A 19,398-nucleotide genomic window follows, 5' to 3' on the forward strand; every position below is an offset into this window, starting at 1 on the left:
AATCATTAAAGAATCATTATACATCCACAGTGTCGACTTCAACACTATTGAAAATATTTTTAAAATTGAAAAAAACGGATTCAACAATGAAAACCATCTAATTAGGGAACTAACAAAAGAAGAAATAAAAGAACATAAAATAGAAGTAAAAAATTAGTATTTTTTAATTAATTTTTTTATAATTTATATTTAAATGGAATATTGCATTCATTAAAATATTAAAGTAATAATTCTTTAAGTTGACAGCATTGGTCCAACACTATAATATTCCTTTTCCCTTTTTGTTTAATGAATTGTCATAATTATTACTATTTTCTTTACTTTTATCCTAAATTATTTATAATAGGGAACTGTAACCTAATTTTATAGCTATCAGTATTGTAAACATGATTTAAAGTGGAAGAAAAAAAGTATTAATAAATGAAAGATTTAGAAAACAAATTTCAATGGTTATATTTTTAAAATTTGACTTTTGGCTATGATTCAGTATAATAAAAAAATAGTATTTTTAAGATAAGAAATTGTTTTTAAGTTTAATTTTTTAGAAATTATATGAATAATCTTAATAATAATAATAATAAATTTGCATCTAATGGTATTTTATTTTTAATAGTATTATATTTATTTGATATTTATTTCTTTTACGTGTATTATATTTACTAGATTATTATTGAATTAAATTATTAAGTTAAATTGCATAATTTAGTAATTTTAGATTTAAAAATAGAAAAAATTTAGTAAGTTTTTTTTACTAAATGTTTTTTCTTATCTGTTTAATTTTTGATAAATAGCTGCTTGTAAGCCGTGGTATTTAATCATACCTTCGACTTCTTTTTGGTCGTTTTCTTTGTCTTCAAAGCTGATATGTTTGATGTCATGTAGGCTGAATTTTGATTCTCTACTTAATGGGATTATGGATCCTTTAAATAGTTTCATTACTACTTTTCCACCAACTCTTCTTTGCATGTGATCAATAGATTGGTCTATGTCTTCTCTAAGTGGTTCTTGCCATAGTGCATTATATACTAAATCTGCGTACTTAGTACTCATATATTCAGCAAATAATAATTCGTCTTTGGTAAGTACTAATTCTTCTAAAGCTTGATGTGCTGCAATTAATAGCTGAGCTCCAGGAACTTCGTAAATTTCTCTGCTTTTTAATCCAATCATACGGTTTTCTATGGTATCAATTCGTCCAACACCATTTTTTCCTGCAATTTTATTAGCTAAAGCTATTAATTCTATAAGAGGCATTATTTTACCATTGATAGCTATTGGGATACCCTCTTCAAATTCTATAGCTATTTTTTCAGGATTATTATTGGCATCTTGAACTGATGCAGTCCACTCATAGATCTCTTCTGGTGGTTCATTAGATGGATCCTCAAGTAAATCGCCTTCTATAGATCTTCCCCAGATGTTTTCATCTATACTGTAAATTTTATCAGAAGATAATGGAATACCATGCTTTTTAGCATAATCTTGCTCTTCAGTTCTTGTAAGGTTTAACTCTCTAATAGGGGCAATTATATCAAAATCAGACATTGATCTAATAACAGCTTCAAATCTGAATTGATCATTGCCTTTTCCAGTACATCCGTGGGCAATAGCTTTAGCATTTTCTGTTTTACCTACTTCAATGATTTTAATAGCTATTAAAGGTCTGGCTAATGCAGTACTTAAAGGATATCCTTCATAAACTGCATTTGCTTTTATCCCTCTGGATATGTATTCATTTGCAAATTCTTCTTTTGCATCTATTGTTATATGCTTTGTTACACCTAATTTTTCTGCTACATTTTTTGCTCTTTCAATTTCTTCTTTGGGTTGACCAACATCCACACAAGCTGTTATTACTTCTAAATTATATTTTTCTTCTAATAATTTAACACAAACTGTGGTATCTAATCCTCCACTAAATGCAAGAATTACTTTATCCATTTAATCACCATATAAGAATTATTTACTAATTAATTTAATCATTCTCTTAATTATATATTTTTAATATTTCTAAATTATTCATATTATTTTTTTTAATATTTCTAGATTATTCATATTATTTTTATTAATATTTCTAAATTATTCATATTATTTTTTTTAATATTTCTAAATTATTCATATTATTTTTTTTAATATTTCTAGATTATTCCTATTAAATTTTTATATTTATTAAATTTTGTATTTAACTAAATTAGATATTTGTTTAAGTTTAGAAATTATTTTTCTATTGATATAATCTATTGTTAAGACAATTTAATTTTTTCTATAATTTTATTAATATAGATTTTATAGAGTAAGATTAAATAAAAGGCTTAAGATTGAATTAAGAAGATAAAATACTTTTTAATAATTTTGTTGAAAAATATAAATAAATTAATATTTAAATTGTCTTAACACTATAGTAGTCACTTTGATTTTTTAATAAATTTTCATAAATAATTTTCATTAACTATATTTGAGTATAAATTTTTGTAAAGGTGAATATCTAGACACATGAAATTTTGGTAAGTAATATTATATGCTATTTACTAACGAGTGAATTTAATCTTTTATTTTTATTATGAATGATATTGACTAAGAGATTTATTCTCTAATTTACTATTTTTGTTTAGAATATTCAACGTTTAGATAAATAATGAACTATAATTAATTAATTTTTGTTTTACACATGAATTATTTATCATTCTAAAATAAAAATCATTGATAACATTTAAATATTTTATTGACCATATTATATATTTAAAAACGGATAATTTGTAAATTTTATTTTTTGATAAATATTTTAATTAACTAATGAATAACTGATACAAAGTTCTAGAGCAACTTTTAAAAACTGAACACAAATTACACATCATTTCAAGACTCATCTATGTAAAAGGGGAAAAAATTATAAACTATTTGTCTAATGATTAAAATGTTAATAAATAGAAAAAATAAAACAAATACTCTAAAAATTCAGGATGACCTCAAATTAGAATTTAGTCATATTTCTCATAAAGCTGGTGGATATATATCTGCTAATTCAGCTGTTTTTGAAAATATGCCTAATACTGTCACATCGCGAAGAATTTTGAGAGAGGCAACTAAAGGGACGCCCCTAATTAAAATGGGTTCTGATAGTAGTCCACGTGTCATGTTAATTGCAGGAATTCATGGTAATGAACTACCTCCTCAAATAGCTATTTTACATCTAATAAATAAGCTTGAATGCATAGAATTCGATGGAACCATTTACATAATTCCATTTTCAGCTCCTAAAGCTACCATGAATAATTCAAGATGGTTTAATAGAGCTGATCTTAATAGGGTAGCTTCTGTGAATGGTTCTATAAGTAATAAAATCATGGGTGAGATTATAAAGCTTAAAGTCGATTCAGTGGGAGATTTTCATTCAACTGCTCCAAATAGCAATCCTGGAAGAGAAGGGGTTTTTTGTACTTCTGATCCTTCTCCTGAAAGCTATTTCATAGCTGAACACATTGCAACTAAAACTAAATCAGCAATAATATGTCTTAGTAGAGCAGGAGGGGCCTATCATGGTGCAATTGAGGATGAATCTAACATTTTAGGAATTCCTGCAGTTACCTGTGAAGTATTATGTCCCAACGGCACTGCAACAAAAATGGCTTATGAGAGATCATTAGAACAAATGGAATCTTATCTTTCTTATTTTGGCATAATTCAGTGATATTGTTATTGAGAGTTTTTAATTCCTTATTTAAAATTCAGTGATATTGTTATTGAGAGTTTTTAATTCCTTATTTAAAATTCAGTGATATCTTTAATTCACTAATTCAAATTTTTAAAGCATTTTTTTTAGTTAAATTTTGTAACTTTTCATTATAAAAATTATTTTTTTAAGATATATTAGTTATCAGAAGCTATGAAAAATACTATAAGTAATATGTAACTAAATTCTTAGTTATCAATGAAACCATGGTGATTTTATATCTTCTTATAAGGAACATACGTTATTTGGCATTCTATTTACATTATTATTCTTTCAGAATCCTATTTCACTAGCTATTGCTTTAATTGGAATCAGTTTACCAGATTTCGACCATAAAATTAAAAAAGACAAGGTCTACAAAATGATTATTGTCGGATTATTAATATTTATTGCACTTTATTTGTTCAATTTAGCTTACATTCTTGGAATTATGATATGTATATTGGCAATAATATTATACTTTTCAAATCACAGAGGATTCACACATTCATTAGTTGGAATATCCATTTTATCTGGATTGATATTTTTAATAATAATCTTAGGATCATCAATTGTAACATCATCTATAAATTTAATTCCTATTTCTCAAATGGCTAACAATAAAGAGCTATCTATTATTATAATTACAATTTTCATGGTTTTTTTATTTTTAAATAGAAGATTATTAGCTGCATTTTTAATTTTATTCTTAAGTGGAATTGTATTTTTTCCAATAGTTAATATATCTTGGTATTCAGTATTGTTTCCTCTATTATTGGGGTTTATAAGTCATTTAATCTTAGATTCATTTACTCCTTCAGGAATTGAGTTATTCAGGCCATTTTCATCAAAAAAAGTTCATAAAAAATTTGGAATAGCTATGATGATACTATTTGGATTGTTGGCTATTTTTAATTGGGTTAATATCTTAAGATTTGGCTTATTTTAGAATTTAGTTTATTTTAGAACTAATTATTTTAGAACTAATTATTTTTGAATTGAATATTCTTATCTTAATATTCAAGAAAAATTTCTCATATTTTTAATGAACAATTTTGATTTTTTATATATTTATTAAAAATAATTAATGGGAAATAATATAAAAATTTATATATAATTAATTATTAATGATTATTAATTATAAATAACATCTATGATAAAAATAAAATTTAAAATTTATTGTCTTATAATGATAATATAACCTGTAAATGATAATTTATTCTCTTATTGATTGGATAATGGGAGATATAAATAATTATATAGATATAGAATAGACATGTAAAGTGGTCTAAAGAGTTATACTCTTAGTTAGAATTACTAACCATGCTTAATAGCTATAGAGATTTAATAATCTTAAAATATTAATTTAATAAATGGAGTATCTTTAAAAATGTTTTTAACTAGAATTTATTATGGTGTTGCATATTTTGTTGTTTTGATTATTGAAATTATTAAAGCGACTTATGATACTGCCATCAGAGCTATTAAAATGGAAAAAATTGATCCTGTGATCATTGATATAGAAACAGAGCTTACTAGGCCTATTTCTCAAACCATATTAGCGAATAGCATTACTTTAACTCCTGGAACCTTATCAATAGATCTTGATAGTGAAAAAAGACTTATTAAAGTAGCTGTGATAGCTCCTAGAGATAAAAAGGATATTATTCCATTTGAATATTATATTAAAAAGATGTTAGAATAAAAATGAAATAATTTAGAATAATTTAATACTATATTGATGATATCATAATGGATTATAATATATTGATAATATTTAATACTATATTGATGATATCATAATGGATTATAATATATTGATAATGAATTATATTAGATTATAATATTTGAATAATGATATCTTCAATTCTAGAGAATGTTCTAAAGTTTTTTATAATTGAATTACATAATTAGTAATAATCTTTTCATAATTATTATTAATGAATTAATTAATAACTATAATAATTTTAATTAATAACTATAATTAATACCTATACTTAATTAATAACTATAATTAATACCTATACTTAATTAATAACTATAATTAATACCTATACTTAATTAATAACTATAATTAATACCTATACTTAATTAATAACTATAATATAATTAGTTATCTTAATTAATAATCAATTCAATTAATAATTTCTTCAAAATACTTGTCAAATTTTCTATAAATTTTGCTAATGTGTGATAATAATGGATATACTACTAATTTCAGAATATATTTTGATAATAGCTCTTGTAATATTTATGCTCGCAGCTGTTAGAATTATTACTCATAGGACAATAGCTATGGGTCTTATTGGAAGCGCTACATTCTCTTTAGCTATAAGTGTTTTGCTTTTAACAGTTGGTGCGATTTATGAGATTGAATTCTATAAAGATATAGCTTTGGCTTTACTTATCCTTGGTGTGGTAGGCACAATAGCTTTTTCAATGGCATTGAGGAGGAATTGATATGTGGAATTTTGCTATTGAAATCATTCAATCAATCTTTTTAATTGTTGCAGCTATTATAATTCTAATCACAGCATATGGAATTCTAACAGTCAATGATAAAATGGATAAAGTGATTTACGTAAGAATACACATGCTTGGTATGATGGATATTGCTTGTGTATTGGCTCTTATAGGTTTAAATCAAATATTTCTTGGAGCTCTTTACTTTGTATTAGCTCCATTAGTTGCTCATGCAATGGCTAATGCTTACTATTATGGTGAAGATCCTCATAAATATGATGAAGATTATGATAATAGAAGAAATGAACTAAGTAGTAGATCCAATGATTTAAATATTGCTAAATCTCCTTACTTCTCTAGAAATGATTTAAATAGTAATTTTAAGGATAATAATCTTAATGATATTCCTATTAAAGAGATTAATACTGATGATATTGAAGTTAATTTTGATAATAATGCATTTAATAATGATATAAATACTGAAAAACTTTCAGTTTCAACTATAAAAATTCGAAAAGAGGAATTAGCGGAGGAAAAGGATGATTGAAATAGCAGTGATGATTATTGCAATTTTAGGAGCTATCCTTACAATTATGCAAAGAGATTTATTAAAAGCAGCTATTCTAACTGGAATAACTGGAGCATCTGTGGCTTTTCTTTTCCAATTCTTATTAGCTCCTGATGTAGCTCTAACTCAAGCAGTTGTTGGAGCAGCTATAGTGCCTGTGTTTTTAGCTTTAGCTGTTTATAAAACTCAAAGGATGGATGAATAATGATGGACATTCTACTTGACACTCAACTACTAGCACTCTTTACTTCTGCAGCATTCATAGTTATTGGGTTATTTGCAGCTATATTTCTTGATAACATAATCAAAAAAATCATTGGTATAGCTTTTATTGAAGAAGGTGTTAATTTGTTCATTGTGGCTTTAGGATATAAATCTGGAGGGATAGTTCCTATTTTTCTACCAGGAATGAATGCAGAATGGTTTGCTACAAATTCGGCTTATCCTTTACCTCAAGCACTTGTTCTTACAAGTATAGTTATTGGAGCAAGTACATTGGCAGTCATGTTAGCAATAGCTATGGTTTTATACAGAAAACATGGTAGTTTAAGCTCGGCTGTAATATTAGGGGATAATACAAATCTTGATCATGATAACGACGATGAACAGGCTTTTAATAATGAAAAAAATTATGATGATGGGGTAGATTTTAGTGATGAAGTGAATTCAGATGTAGGTGATACCAATGAATGAATTAATTCCTTTAATGGTTATTATTCCAATAGCATGTGCTTTGCTTTTGAATTTATTTCATACTAAAGATAAAACTATTACTATATTAGCTTTAACAGTAGCTATAATCCTACCAATCATTCCATTACTTTCAAATTATGGATTACATTATTTTGGTGGACATGCTCCACTAATAAACACTGGTACATTACTTAATTCTCTTCCTAGCAATATTTCAGATTCTGCTTTAGCTATTTTCCATCCAGCTGTTACATATTCTTATGAAAGCTTACAAAAAATCTTTATCTTTGTATTGGGTATAGTAGCTTTCTTTGCAATTTTTACTTCCCTTTCACAAACTAAAAAGATTTCAGGACCTTTAATGTTTTTAATGTTTATGGGAACAGCAGCAGTTACAGCTATTCTACTTTCAGATGATATTTTCCATATGTATATTTTCTTTGAAATTGCAGCTCTAGCCCAAACTGGAATTATTTTAACGTCAAAAACTAAAGATAATTATGAAACTGCTTTGAAATATTTGATAATAGGTTCTGTGGGAGGTCCACTACTTCTACTTGGAATAGGTCTTTTACTTGGACTTGTTGGTAGTGTAAATATAAGCGATATCGTTTATGCAATTTCTCACAATTTAGTAGATCCTTTATCTCCAGCATTTTTGTTAGCATTTGGTCTGATATTCTTTGGTTGGCTGTATTCATCAGGATTACCTCCATTTCATACTATAAAATCTAGTCTTTATAGTAAAGCTCTTCCTCATGCATCTTCTTTACTTCAAGCTTTTACTGTAGTCACATTCATAGGTTTTGGAATCGCAATTTTCAGAATATTCTCAATATTACCATTCTTTGAAACTTTAATAATCGTATTTTCACTTTTAGCTATGATATTAGGAGTTACTATGGCAATCATGCAAAAAGATTTCATGCGTATGATTGGATTCTTAGCTGTTGGTGAATTAGGTTATATTGGATTGGGTTTTGGATTAGCAACCCAATTTTCTGTTACTGCAGGACTCTTTCAGGCTCTTAATGAAATTATTATCACTGCACTAATTATTATTGGATTTGGCGCTGTTTTATATCTTACAAATACTTCTGATACTAAAAAATTAGGAGGTTTAATTGTAGATAATCCAGCATTGGCTATAATGGTTCTTATTGGGGGATTTGCTTTAGCAGGAGTTCCACCTTTAAATGGTTTCCAAAGTAAACTCATGATTATTCAAGCCTCCTTAAATTCAGGTTTTCCTGAAATATCTATAATTGCGATTTTAGTTAGTATAATTACATTCATGACTTTTATGAAGGTATTCCATTCAATATTTTTAAAACCAAAACCAAGAAATCTTAAATTAGTTAACAAAAAAGTTCCTAAATCGATTATACTTTCTGTAGGAGTATTACTGATAATCTGTATTGTTTTGGGTCTTTTCCCACAATTGGCTACAGATAATATTTCACAATTTGTAATGGGGTTGATTTAGATGGGATTTTATGATAAAATAGTAGAATCATTCACTGAAATAAGAGAGAAATTAAGTACTGATCCAGCTACAAATGAATCTGTTTCGTCTGCATTAGCTGCAGAATTAACTTTAATTTCGACACTCCTTATTGCAACTATCCTACTTAGACATATTAGTATCATTTTAACTATAATCATAGCCTTAGGTTTGACATTATTCTTAATTACAAATATGCCTTTAATCCCAAAGTTGAAAAAAGAACAAAGTGATTCACTGGATAAAATGTTATTTTATATAATTGTTACTTTAGGTATTTTAATAACTGTAATTTATTGGGGGACTACCAATGTCTAATGGTATTAGAAATCTTATCATGTCAATAGCTACAGCTTTGTTTGCTATAACATTATTTGATGGTGTTTATAATTTTAAAGAGCTTATAAATCCGGGTATTAGTCATGTCTACAATGCAATAGGTACCAATATAGAACCTAATATGGTTACTTTAGTAGTATTTGATTGGAGAGGTTACGATACCTTAGGAGAAGCATTAATATTAGTGACTGCTGTTGTCATAGTTCTTTTAATATTTGGAAGAGGAATAACTTCCTATAAATTTGATAATGAAACTAAAGAAAAAAATGAACCAGATAAAAAATATAATATCGAGGGGGATAAGAAATGAGCACTATTCTTAAAATGTTTGCATTTCCTGCATCTTTTATCATAATCTGTTTAGGAGTTCTTACAATATTGGGAGGACATATAACTCCTGGTGGAGGATTTCAGGGGGGAGCTATGATAGCTGCAGGAGTTATTTTATGTGTCATTGTTTATGGTGTTGATGAAAGTCCTATAAAATTTTCCCATGGATTCATATCTGCAATTGAAAGTATTGGTGCATTAGGTTTTGTTTTAATAGGATTAGCTGGTCTTTTTGCCTCTGGATTCTTCCTATACAATTTAGGAGCAGACTTCTATAATATACTCCCTCAATCAATAGTTAATATATTCCACTATCCTGATCCAACAAATGCTGGAATAGTCCCTTACTTAAATATTTTCGTCGGATTAAAAGTTTTTGTAGGTTTAAGTGCAGTTGTGATAGCTTTTTCACAATTCAAAAGAATTACAGATACAGGAAATCCAGAAGATAAAGTAAATCCTGAAGCTGAAGAAATTATAGGTGATTGATTATGTTATTATATTTAGGTCCAGTTATATTTGGTTTCTTAATAGGATTCATATTAGGGTCAAGAATTAAGAATACTCCAACAAGTAATATCAAATTTACAGTAGGGTCTTATGTAGTTATCTTTATTGTAGCTATTATTGTAGCTTGGCAACTTGGACCATTCCCTTATTATACTGATTTACCCATAGCTAGTGGATTTCTATCAGCAGCTATTGGACTGATAACAGGTAAATTAATATTTGGAAGATACTCAATATAATTTATTAATACTGATCCACTGCAATTATCATAATTATTAAAATATTAATAATTTTTCATAAATAGTATATAATAATTAAAATTTATCATAATTCATTAAAAAATTAATAATTTTTATTAATTAATGTATCATAATTAAAATTTATCATAATTCATTAAAAAATTAATAATTTTTATTAATTAATATATAATAATTGAAATTTATCATAATTCATTAAAATATTAATAATTTTTCATAAATAGTATATAATAATTAAAATTTATCATAATTCATTAAAAAATTAATAATTTTTATTAATTAATGTATCATAATTAAAATTTATCATAATTCATTAAAATATTAATAATTTTTATTAATTAATATATAATAATTGAAATTTATCATAATTCATTAATTATAATTCATTAAGTATATCATATTAAAAGGATATGATATTTCATTAAAAGATATAATAATTTTTATATCTAATTATAAATCATTAAAATTATAAAATAACTTGAATATTTGTCTAAATAATTATACAAATACTTATTAAATCGTTTGGAAGTTAAATCATGTTTTTATCAACAAATAAATGTGAAGGAATTGGGGAATGTATTAATATATGCCCTACCGAAGCTATTCGACTTATAAATGGCAGGGCCTTCAGTTGTATAACTTGTGGGGCCTGTTTTGATGCTTGCCCAAATCAAGCCATATTCAAAAATAGATATGAGGGGTACGTTGTTGACAGGGCTAAATGTAATGGCTGTGGTGTTTGTGAATTTACGTGTCCTGTTGATAGTATTCATATTGAAGATGGTATTGTAAAAGGAATATGTGCAAGATGTGGAATTTGTGTTGAAGCCTGTCCAACTAATTCAAGATTGGATGGATTTGATTTAATTGAAAATAAACAAATTGACTTTTTAAAATCTTTTAATCTAGCTATTCCCAATCTTAAACAAACTATTCCAGCTAAAATTGAAGTTAAAAGAAATTGTGTAGGAACCAGCATTGATGAATGTATCCTTTGTGGTCGATGTGATTATTATTGTCCTACTAATGCTATAAATGTTAATATAGATCAAAATGGAATCTGTACTAAATGTAGAGTATGTTCTGATGTTTGTCCTGCTGATGCAATCACTGATCAAGTTGTAGATCATGACAAATGCGTTTTATGTTTAAATTGTCTTAAAAATTGTCCAAATGATGCAATTATACTAGAGGACTTTAAAGTTAATATTGTTAAATCTGATGAAGAGATATCTGGCTCTATTATTTCCTGCTTAAATTGTGGTCTTTGTGCTGATAATAATGTTTCTGGTGCATTAAAACAAATTGATGGGAAAATGCGATATGATCCATCAGTAGATATTTTTAATGGTTTTAGTGACTTAGAAGATGATGAAAAACTACTTAAAACTGACACTGACAAGGGAGATATGAAATTAGCGCAGGATTTACTTTCGGTTGAAAATGAATCTCCAACTCTTAATCAAAAATCCATTGAAAATTGTCCAGTTTCTACGTTAAAAGAAGATATAAATGAAGGTTTAGGGCTTATTGGATATTGTGTATCTTGTGGGAGATGTGTTAAAGTCTGTGATAAACAGTATGCTCGTCAGTTTGAAAGTGTGAAATGGGATGGAAAAGTTTCAGATGATTGTATTTCATGTGGAATATGCTCAGAATTGTGTCCTAAAGATGCAATCACCCTCAAAAGAGGTGATATCCATGTGGATTTAGATAAATGTATTCTTTGTGAAACTTGTGGAATACACTGCCCAACTGATGCAATCCCAAAAACTACAATGGCTAAAAAGTCAATAGCTAGTGGTTTTAATTTAATTGATAATAAATTATGTATGAATTGCAAATTATGTTACAGAATCTGCCCTGAAAGTGCAATTATTGACAGGGAAGATATTAATATGATGATGGTTGATGAGAATAAATGTATATATTGTGGTGCGTGCGTTAATGCTTGTCCTGCAAAAGCTTTCATTTTTGAAAGAGAATTTAAAAATTCTATTAATGATTAACAAGAAATTCTATTAATGATTAACAAGAAGATTGGTTATTATGATAATTGATAGTGATAATGTAATTTTCATAGCCACATTTATGGTGTTTAAATGAAGAATTTGATTAGAATAATGCTAGAGGGAGCTTATGGGAATTTTAAGAAAATATTCTTTGCTTCTGATAGAGTAACTGATATAGAGATGCGTGAAGATATTTTGGGAGGAAATATTACTCCAAAAGATAAAGTAGCTATTGATGCGTGTATTGGATGTTCAGGTTGTGCAAATGTTTGTCCGACCAATGCAATCACTATGGTAGATTTAGAAAAATCCGAAAAATTGATGGACAATTGGATTAAAACCCAAATACCCGAACTAAATCCTGAAAAATGTGTTTTCTGTTATCATTGCCATGATTTTTGTCCAGTTTATGCTTTATTCGGCGAAAGAGCTACTATTCATCCTAATGATGTCGGTGAAGTATCACTGAATCTTGAAAAAGTTATGAACAAACCATTTAAGATTTCTGAAGATAAACTTTCATTTATTTCTCAATATTTATCTGATAAAACTGTTTTGAATAAAAAAGACAATGGTAATAAACTTGAAAAATTCAATAAAATTAATAACAAAATTAATAAAAGTTAAAATAAAAACTACATGGTAATTAGTATAATTGATTAAAAGATAATATAATTGATTAAAAGATAATATAATTGATTAAAAGATAATATAATTGATTAAAAGATAATATAATTGATTAAAAGATAATATAATTAATTAAAATACAATATAATTAACAATAGATCAAATAAAAAAAGTAGAAGAGGGATTTAATGAGCCTTAAGTCATTTTCAAGGGCAAGAGCTGTGCATCTCATGTTGGTATATACTGGTGGATGCAATGGCTGTGATATAGAGATAGTCAATTGTGTTCTTTCACCTAAATTCGATGCTGAACAGTATAAGGTTTTTTTGACATGGAACCCTCGTGAGGCAGATGTTTTAGTTGTTACAGGCCCTGTTACTAAATTAAATGAAGAACCATTAAAAAAAATTTATGAAGCTATTCCAGAACCTAAAGCAGTTGTTGCTGCAGGAGCATGTGCTTTGATGGGTGGAGTATATAAAAATATTCATGGGGACATTCCTTCTGAAGAGATAATGGGACCAGTGGATAATATAATACCAGTTGATGCGAAAGTACCTGGTTGTGCTGTTAGACCAGAAGATCTTTTATCAGGTGTGGTAGCTGCTTTACCAAAGCTTTTAGATGCTGATTAAATGAATAGCTAAATTATATCTTTGCATAAAATAATCTAAAACGAATAAAATATAGTAAATATTTTTTAAATTAGAGTAAGCTTTTAAATATAAATTAGAGTAAGCTTTTAAATATACAAAATAATATTAAATTGAAATTATAGAATAATTTTAAAGTCCACAATTAGAATTTAAAATAGATTTTCAAAATAAATTTGATTAATAAATAAATAAACTTGATTAATAAATAAATTAATAAATACTATAAGAATTAAAAATCACATTAGCTGATTTTTAACAAGGTTTATATTGAAATAGAAATCATTAGATTGTTAATCATAATATAAAATTCAAAGATCATGATCATGGGGATATAATGACAGAAGAAAGAAGCCCAAAAAAACAGGAAGTAATAGAAACTGAAGTTTCTCTAGGAACAGTTCATCCTGCTGCTTTGGAACCATACAGAGTTAGACTCTTTGTTGAAGATGAAATCGTAAATGATGCTGAAATCACGATTGGTGTTAATCATAGAGGTATTGAAAGAATAATGGAGGGACTTCCTGTAGAGAAGGCTAATGCTCTTACTGAAAAAGTTTGTGGGATATGTTCTAATGCTCATATTTGGAATTCGGTTTTAGTTGCAGAAAAAGGACTTGGAATTGAAGTACCTGAAAGAGCTAATTACATAAGAATAATAATGGAAGAGCTTGAAAGGTTGCATAGCCATTTGTTGTATCTTGCTCATGGAAGTGAGGTATTAGGTCAAGAAACATTTTCAATGAGGGCATTTTATCTAAGAGAAACATCTATGGAACTTCTTAGAATGATTGGAGGGAATAGAGTTCAATATGGTGCATCTATTATTGGTGGTGTGAGACCAAGATGCGAACTCAATGATATGAGGATTCAAAAAATAGCTGAAGGAATGGATTTTATAGAGGAAGGAACTCTTAAATTCGCAGATAGATTTGTTTCAGATCCTATGATCATGTCAAGAATTACAGGGGTTGGAAAAATCAGTCAAAAACAAGCTAAAAAACTTGAAGTAACTGGTCCTAGTCTTAGAGCTACAGGCTTGGCTCAAGATCTTAGAACAACCATGAAAGAATATGAACCATTTGATTTTGATGTTATAACTCAAGATGATGGGGATGTTAAGTCAAATATTTTACTTAGAGTTTTAGAAATTCCAGAATCAATTAAAATCATCCGTCAAGCTATTAAAGATATTCCTAATGGATCAATTACAAATAGATCATGGGAAATGTTTGATTGTGACCATATTAAAAGTTATATCGAAGTTCCAAGAGGAACTTTATATCATTCATATGCAATAGATGATGGTAGGGTGAGAGGATCCATAATTAGAACTCCATCAATGTCTAACATCGGAGCCATGCAACATGCATGCATTGGAAATCATATAACTGATGCACAGCTCTGTATTGTACAATGTGATCCATGTTTCACATGTACTGATAGAGCCATTGAGATAATTAATAGATAAGTATCTAATATACTTTTATATAACAAATAATCTTATAAATAAGGATTTAATCATTATCTTAAAATTTATAAATAAGGATTTAATCATTATCTTAAAATTTATAAATAAGGATTTAATCATTATCTTAAAATTTATAAATAAGGATTTAATCATTATCTTAAAATTATTGATTTGATTGAATACTTTAATAATGATATTATTTTAAGAGTATTGACACGATTTTAGTATTTTAATAATTAATTAAATAAAAATTAAAGAGAGAATAAAATGTCATATATCACAATATTATATTCAATTTTAGCAGTGATTGGTACATTAGTTTTAGGCCTAATTATAGGAACACTTCTTCCAGGAATTGAAAGAAAATATATTCAAGCAAGAATTCAACAGAGGATAGGCCCTCCTGTTACAAGTCCAGGAATCATGGCCCCAATCAAGTTTTTTTTCAAGGAAAATATAGCTCCTAATTCACCAGTACCAGGACTTTATAAATCTTTACCAATCATATGTTTCATAGTAGTACTTTTAATATTACTAGTTTTAACTCCTCAAATGTACTTTTTAGGAGGATTAGCGAGTGTAATAGCTATTATTGGATTTTTAAAAGTTGAAGAAGTCGCTTATGTCTTAATGGGATCTCTTTCTAAATCTGTAATGTCTCTTGGATTACCGTTTCCAGATATCGTTAGGGGGGCAATTCATCCAGACTCTGAAAGATCTCATATTGAGGATTTAAGCTCTAGTCGAGCTTTTAGACTTATAGCTTTTGGGTCATTTCCAATTTATCTAGCTATTTTTATACCAGTTGCCATTACTGGTAGCATTTTCCTTGGAGATATAGTTGCATATCAACAATTACATGGTCCATTTATTCTTACATTAGCAGGAGCAATAGGAGCAATAGTGTTCTTCGTAGGATATATGATATTACTCAATGAATATCCTTTTGCTATAATGAAAACAAAAGCAGATGTTATTGAAGGTCCTTACATGGAATATGCTTCTAAATATCGTTCTTTTGTTTATTTAACAAGAGGATTCTTGATATTTACATTAGGAGCATTGTTTTCAGTGTTGTTTATTGGTATACCTCCAAGCATATTTTCACTTGGAATATTGGTAAATATAGCTGTTGCCCTTATTTTCCTTGTATTAATGGGAATATTGAGTGCATTTTCTCCAGTATTTACATATAAGCAATTTTACCCTGTTGTAATTTCAGTATCGCTTTTAGGAGTTTTAGCTATTGTTGTAGGATTACTGCTATGATTTTCGAGTTCAAACAATAGCTAAATTCTAGAAAAATAAAACTCAGATAATAAAATAAAAATTATTTATTTAAAAAATTATATAGTAATTTATAGTAATTATAATTTATAGTAATTATAATTTATAGTAATTATATATTAAAATAATATTAATTAAGGTGATTCCCAATTGAAATTTGTAGTTAGAGCCCATCATATTGTAAGTCTTGGAGGATATATCGTGGAAAGAAATTTTCCTTATAAAAATGTTATTCTTGTTAATAAAACAGATGAGCCTATTAAAGTAGAAATCCCTGTTTTTGATAAAAAATGGATTGAAGAACACAGGAATTTAGGGATAGAAGTCATACCTGTAAAATATGAAGATAGTTTTTTAACATTATTTAGAAAAGCTCAATCTGATTTAGAAGTAATACGAGAAGAATTATCTTAATTTATAAACTAATTGAGTTTTGCTTTTATTCTGATATCTTTTATTTTCATATATTACATTAATAAATTTGTAATTCTTTAGTAAAATATATCATAAGTATTTTATAGTGTGTTATATATTTAAGTTAATTATTGCATATTGATATATAATTATGATTTAATACATAATTATAGGTTATAATAGATTATAGGTTTAATGTGGTAATTATAGGTTATAATAGATTATAGGTTTAATGCGTAATTATAGGTTATAATAGATTATAGGTTTAATACATAATTATAGGTTATAATAGATTATAGGTTTAATGTGGTAATTATAGGTTATAATAGATTATAGGCTTAATGCGTAATTATAGTTTATTATCAGGGTTATTCTAAGGGTTATTATTTTTTGTTTTTATTTTATTTGAATATCTATTTAAATTATTATCATGTGATAAAATGCCAAATATTGCTATATCGATTAAAGCTGTGGAGAAAAAAGGAGTTCTAGATGAAATCACCAACTTAATTTCATCTTACGATGTAAATATAAGTTATACTCATTTGTTTATAGAAAAAAACAATCTTGGATCTATAAATCTTGAATTAGAAAATACTGACAATCTTGATTCCCTAATTAATGATATTAAGTCATTGAAATCAGTTCAAAATGTTGAAAAACATGGATCCCTTAATGAAATCTATGGAAAAAGAATTATAATATTTGGTGGTGGGGCTCAAGTTTCACAAGTAGCTATGGGAGCTATTACCGAAGCAGATCGTCATAATATAAGGGGAGAGAGGATTAGTGTTGATACAATTCCATTAGTGGGTGAGGAAGAAATATCTGAAGCAGTTGAAGCCCTATATCGTCTTCCAAGAGTGAATGCTTTAGTTTTAGCAGGCTCATTAATGGGTGGAAAAATAACAGAAGCTGTGGCTAATGTCAAATCTGAACATGATTTAACTGTAATAAGTCTTAATATGCCAGGAGGCATTACAGAAATCGCTGATTTAGTAGTAACTGATCCAATACAAGCAGGAGTCATGGCAGTTATGGCAATAGCTGATACTGCTGCTTTTGAAATAGATAAATTAAAGATAAAAAAATTTTAAAGAAATAATTTTAACTATAGTACGAAACTGATTTTTTGACAAAAATTCATTTTTTAAATTTTAATTAAAATGAATATTTTCTAAAAGAAAAAGTTAAAATTTATTAAATTTTATAATATTCTATAAATATATAATTATATTAATAAATAATTATAATATATAATTTAAAAGATAAATAAAAAGAATATTGTATCTAAAAAATTATGATAAATTTTGCCAAAAATTTGGTACTCTACTATAAATAGCTTTATTTAAAGATTTAGTTGAACATTTTTAAGGGACTGTCAAAATGTTAGTTGGTAAGAAAAATTTCTCTTCTAAAAATCAAGTATTTGTAAATTCAGTCTTAAAATTCAATTTTAAAAATTGTATCAACTAACAAATTGACAGTCCCATTTTTAAGCAAAGTTTCACATGAATAATTTTTAAAAAGTATAAAAATTATAGAAAAAGTAAAATTTCTAATAGCTATATATTCAAATTTTTAAATAGCTATTAGGTAATGGTATGTCATATTTTTTATTAGATTCTAATAAATTAACTCATCTCAATAGCTCGGATTAATCGACTAGCATCATTTTTTATTTCAGGATTTTTAATTTTCCCACTTTCTCTTATTTTAAGAGCTAATGCTAAGACTTTAGAAACATCTTTAGGCTTTAAATTCTCTACCATTTTAAGATAAGTCTGAACTTCGTCATCACTTAATCCTAAATCTTCTTTACAGTCCTTCACACCATTTAAAATACTTTTGCATGTGTCCATCAAATCTTCACTTTCATTAAGATCACAAGATTCACATTTTTTCATTAATTCTTTATCTTTCATTATTGACACCTAACTTTTTATTAGTATATATTTAGTATTATGTTTCTTATATACTTATTTTTTTCTTTTTTACAGTCTCTTTTTGCTATGTATTTTCTTATTCTTTATAGTGAAAAATATATTCCAAATTTTACTAGTATTAATTGATATTTTAGTAGTTATACTAGTATTACTAATTAGTTATATTAGTATTACTTATAATACTGGTATTACTAACAATAATAATATTTATTAATTTTTATATAATTTATTTTTTACATACCTTTATCACTTATAAAACTTTATATGATTATGTATTTTTAATTATGGTGCATTATTAAAAGTTTTCAGCAATTTATATATATTAAAAAGATTTTCAAATGTGATTTTGTATTTTTACAATTACTTCAAAAATTTATTATTATTATTATTTTGGATTATTTTTACTATTTTAAGTTCTTTCTTTTCATTGTTTTTTATTTACTTATTTATGATATATATATATATATATATATATATATATATATTATTTTTCAATAAAGTTTATATATGGCATAGAATATATTATTATCGGTTAATAGGTAGTGATTATTCTCTATTTATTTAACTGATTTTTATCAATAATTGAATGACATGGAGGTGAAAAAAATAAAAAAC

The 19,398-nt window shown here is 26.5% G+C and carries 20 protein-coding genes and 1 pseudogene; 19 read left to right on the forward strand and 2 right to left on the reverse strand.

Going from position 1 to position 19,398, the window contains the following annotated elements; genetic code table 11:
* Positions 1-765: 765 nt before the first annotated feature.
* Positions 766-1,941 (reverse strand): argininosuccinate synthase, encoded by a 1,176-nt coding sequence (locus MBCUT_RS06785; RefSeq protein WP_067259933.1) that lies wholly within the window; start codon positions 1,939-1,941, stop codon positions 766-768.
* A 973-nt stretch (positions 1,942-2,914) separates the two neighbouring features.
* Between MBCUT_RS06785 and MBCUT_RS06790 the strand changes: the two genes are divergently transcribed.
* The 19 genes and pseudogenes from MBCUT_RS06790 to MBCUT_RS06880 all read left to right on the forward strand — a co-directional run bounded on the left by MBCUT_RS06790 (position 2,915) and on the right by MBCUT_RS06880 (position 17,934).
* Positions 2,915-3,688, forward strand: coding sequence for a succinylglutamate desuccinylase/aspartoacylase family protein (locus MBCUT_RS06790; RefSeq protein ID WP_067259934.1), 774 nt, complete (start codon positions 2,915-2,917; stop codon positions 3,686-3,688).
* Positions 3,689-3,947: 259 nt separating this feature from the next.
* On the forward strand, positions 3,948-4,658 hold the full coding sequence (locus MBCUT_RS06795) for a metal-dependent hydrolase (RefSeq protein ID WP_067259935.1): 711 nt from the start codon (positions 3,948-3,950) through the stop codon (positions 4,656-4,658).
* 441 nt (positions 4,659-5,099) lie between these two features.
* On the forward strand, positions 5,100-5,414 hold the full coding sequence (locus MBCUT_RS06800) for a Na+/H+ antiporter subunit E (RefSeq protein ID WP_067259936.1): 315 nt from the start codon (positions 5,100-5,102) through the stop codon (positions 5,412-5,414).
* Positions 5,415-5,908: 494 nt separating this feature from the next.
* On the forward strand, positions 5,909-6,169 hold the full coding sequence (locus tag MBCUT_RS06805) for a monovalent cation/H+ antiporter complex subunit F (RefSeq protein ID WP_211263785.1): 261 nt from the start codon (positions 5,909-5,911) through the stop codon (positions 6,167-6,169).
* Between the two features lies 1 nt (position 6,170).
* Positions 6,171-6,719: a hypothetical protein gene (locus MBCUT_RS11475; RefSeq protein ID WP_067259937.1), complete on the forward strand. Its 549-nt coding sequence runs from the start codon at positions 6,171-6,173 to the stop codon at positions 6,717-6,719.
* Positions 6,712-6,945, forward strand: a complete 234-nt coding sequence (locus MBCUT_RS06815) for a DUF4040 domain-containing protein (RefSeq protein ID WP_067259938.1) — start codon at positions 6,712-6,714, stop codon at positions 6,943-6,945. Before MBCUT_RS11475 ends, MBCUT_RS06815 begins: the two co-directional genes overlap by 8 nt.
* 2 nt (positions 6,946-6,947) lie before the next feature.
* Positions 6,948-7,319 (forward strand): annotated as a pseudogene (locus MBCUT_RS06820) (cation:proton antiporter subunit C); the annotation flags it as partial.
* Positions 7,320-7,425: 106 nt separating this feature from the next.
* Complete coding sequence (gene ehbF / locus MBCUT_RS06825; protein ID WP_067259939.1) at positions 7,426-8,919, forward strand: energy conserving hydrogenase EhbF; 1,494 nt, start codon at positions 7,426-7,428, stop codon at positions 8,917-8,919.
* Entirely contained in the window at positions 8,920-9,255 is a 336-nt protein-coding gene (locus MBCUT_RS06830; protein WP_067259940.1) for an energy-converting hydrogenase B subunit G EhbG, read from the forward strand.
* Positions 9,248-9,586: an EhbH gene (locus tag MBCUT_RS06835; protein WP_067259941.1), complete on the forward strand. Its 339-nt coding sequence runs from the start codon at positions 9,248-9,250 to the stop codon at positions 9,584-9,586. Before MBCUT_RS06830 ends, MBCUT_RS06835 begins: the two co-directional genes overlap by 8 nt.
* On the forward strand, positions 9,583-10,095 hold the full coding sequence (locus MBCUT_RS06840) for an MnhB domain-containing protein (protein WP_067259942.1): 513 nt from the start codon (positions 9,583-9,585) through the stop codon (positions 10,093-10,095). Before MBCUT_RS06835 ends, MBCUT_RS06840 begins: the two co-directional genes overlap by 4 nt.
* Positions 10,096-10,097: 2 nt before the next feature.
* Positions 10,098-10,355 carry an energy-converting hydrogenase B subunit J gene (locus MBCUT_RS06845; RefSeq protein WP_067259943.1) on the forward strand — a complete coding sequence of 86 codons (258 nt, stop codon included), beginning with the start codon at positions 10,098-10,100 and terminating at the stop codon, positions 10,353-10,355.
* A 554-nt stretch (positions 10,356-10,909) separates the two neighbouring features.
* Positions 10,910-12,382, forward strand: coding sequence for a 4Fe-4S binding protein (locus MBCUT_RS06850; RefSeq protein ID WP_067259944.1), 1,473 nt, complete (start codon positions 10,910-10,912; stop codon positions 12,380-12,382).
* 93 nt (positions 12,383-12,475) lie between these two features.
* On the forward strand, positions 12,476-13,012 hold the full coding sequence (locus MBCUT_RS06855; RefSeq protein WP_067259945.1) for a 4Fe-4S binding protein: 537 nt from the start codon (positions 12,476-12,478) through the stop codon (positions 13,010-13,012).
* 188 nt (positions 13,013-13,200) lie between these two features.
* Positions 13,201-13,647 (forward strand): NADH-quinone oxidoreductase subunit B family protein, encoded by a 447-nt coding sequence (locus MBCUT_RS06860; protein WP_067259946.1) that lies wholly within the window; start codon positions 13,201-13,203, stop codon positions 13,645-13,647.
* 355 nt (positions 13,648-14,002) lie between these two features.
* Positions 14,003-15,136 carry a hydrogenase large subunit gene (locus tag MBCUT_RS06865; RefSeq protein WP_067259947.1) on the forward strand — a complete coding sequence of 378 codons (1,134 nt, stop codon included), beginning with the start codon at positions 14,003-14,005 and terminating at the stop codon, positions 15,134-15,136.
* 267 nt (positions 15,137-15,403) lie between these two features.
* Positions 15,404-16,405 (forward strand): respiratory chain complex I subunit 1 family protein, encoded by a 1,002-nt coding sequence (locus tag MBCUT_RS06870; RefSeq protein ID WP_067259948.1) that lies wholly within the window; start codon positions 15,404-15,406, stop codon positions 16,403-16,405.
* 168 nt (positions 16,406-16,573) lie between these two features.
* Positions 16,574-16,837, forward strand: a complete 264-nt coding sequence (ehbP, locus tag MBCUT_RS06875; RefSeq protein ID WP_067259949.1) for an energy-converting hydrogenase B subunit EhbP — start codon at positions 16,574-16,576, stop codon at positions 16,835-16,837.
* A gap of 440 nt (positions 16,838-17,277) precedes the next feature.
* On the forward strand, positions 17,278-17,934 hold the full coding sequence (locus tag MBCUT_RS06880) for a DUF5612 domain-containing protein (protein WP_067259950.1): 657 nt from the start codon (positions 17,278-17,280) through the stop codon (positions 17,932-17,934).
* A gap of 537 nt (positions 17,935-18,471) precedes the next feature.
* On the opposite strand, the gene MBCUT_RS06885 is transcribed toward MBCUT_RS06880, so the two are convergent.
* Positions 18,472-18,762, reverse strand: a complete 291-nt coding sequence (locus MBCUT_RS06885; protein WP_067259951.1) for a hypothetical protein — start codon at positions 18,760-18,762, stop codon at positions 18,472-18,474.
* Between the last annotated feature and the right edge of the window lie 636 nt (positions 18,763-19,398).

Origin of the sequence: Methanobrevibacter cuticularis (genome assembly GCF_001639285.1) — an archaeon.
Taxonomy (GTDB): Archaea; Methanobacteriota; Methanobacteria; order Methanobacteriales; family Methanobacteriaceae; genus Methanobaculum; species Methanobaculum cuticulare.